Genomic DNA, 1,189 nt, shown 5'->3' with positions numbered 1-1,189 from the left:
GTACATTCTCAGTCTACGGCCCGTTTCTTGGAGCCCGCTTAAAAGCCGCTTAGAGATTGCTTAGAGATTTTTGGAGGCACGATTCTGGTCAGAGGTGCCAAGAAGGAGGATAGAAGAGAAGATTTGCACGCTCTTCAAACCTTTTTCCCCTGATCTCTTACATCTTTCTTACCAAGAACCTGGACACGATGTGTAGGAACGAGAAACTTAGGTGCGATGCACCAGAACTATTATCTTCGCTCTTTACGAAGAATTTGCGATGGTAGCGCGGAACAACCGTTCTTTCTCTATCTCGCTCTTATCTGATGTTGTCAAGACGTTGAACGTAACCAAGAGGGGGCTTTGCTCCAGGAAGCATCACTCCCTTTGAATCAATCCGATCATGTGTCCTTCGGGATCGGTGAAAAAGGCAAGAATAGTGTTGCCAGATTTGAAAGGGCCTTGAAGTATCTCCTGGCCGTGGTTTTGAACCCGCTTTATGATCTCATTAATATCTTCTACTTCAATGTACAATGCCCTATGAGTCGGAAGTACACCTTTTCCGGTGAATATGCCGCCGTTTATACCTTTGGGATCTCCACTCTTGAAAGAATGAAATCCCGTGTTGCTAACTTCCGTTTCCCAATCAAAGACTTCCTCATAGAACTCGGAAAGCGACTCCCCATCTACTGCATTGATTTCCCAGTACACAACCGGCATTTTCTTTGCCATCTTAATTCCCCCCATTTATTTAGAAATGCTTTACAGCGTATTAGTGATAGTCATTTTCTCTTTGGCAATCAGTAATCACATAGTCTGCAAAGTAGATGCGTTGAAGACGGTGTTTTTTGTTTTTCAGCCTTCTCCTGTCGAAGAAGAAAGTCTCGACCGATGCCCATATGAAGACCCAGCTCGCAATGACGAGTATTTCGTGAAGCGCATAGGCGTTGAAAGAAAGCTCGGAGAGCAGTGAAGCCGTCCCCATAGCTAAAACACCGAATATCATCAGGACAACGCTAACTCTGGAAAGCCTCCTCAGATCAAGATCGACGTAGTAAAGCAAAGGAATCAGCTGCTTTCTTATGGAGTCTTTTATCTTTATCGAGAAATCGTGCAGATCACCGCAATCACAGTCGACCATCACAGTTAAATTACCCTTCAAAGGCAGATATTTGGTTTTCTCTTCAAGCACATCTATTGCTCTTTCCGC

The 1,189-nt window shown here is 44.4% G+C and carries 2 protein-coding genes; both read right to left on the bottom strand.

Annotated elements, in window-relative coordinates:
- Positions 1–357: 357 nt before the first annotated feature.
- Positions 358–711 carry a VOC family protein gene (locus BG32_RS02025; RefSeq protein ID WP_121526320.1) on the bottom strand — a complete coding sequence of 118 codons (354 nt, stop codon included), beginning with the start codon at positions 709–711 and terminating at the stop codon, positions 358–360.
- Positions 712–751: 40 nt separating this feature from the next.
- On the bottom strand, positions 752–1,189 hold a 438-nt coding region (locus tag BG32_RS02020; RefSeq protein WP_121526319.1), incomplete at its 5' end, for a hypothetical protein.

This window comes from Mesotoga sp. HF07.pep.5.2.highcov (assembly GCF_003666285.1).
Lineage (GTDB): Bacteria > Thermotogota > Thermotogae > Petrotogales > Kosmotogaceae > Mesotoga > Mesotoga prima.
Note: the sequence above shows the minus strand (reverse complement) of the source record. Positions and strands in the feature narration are given on the sequence as shown.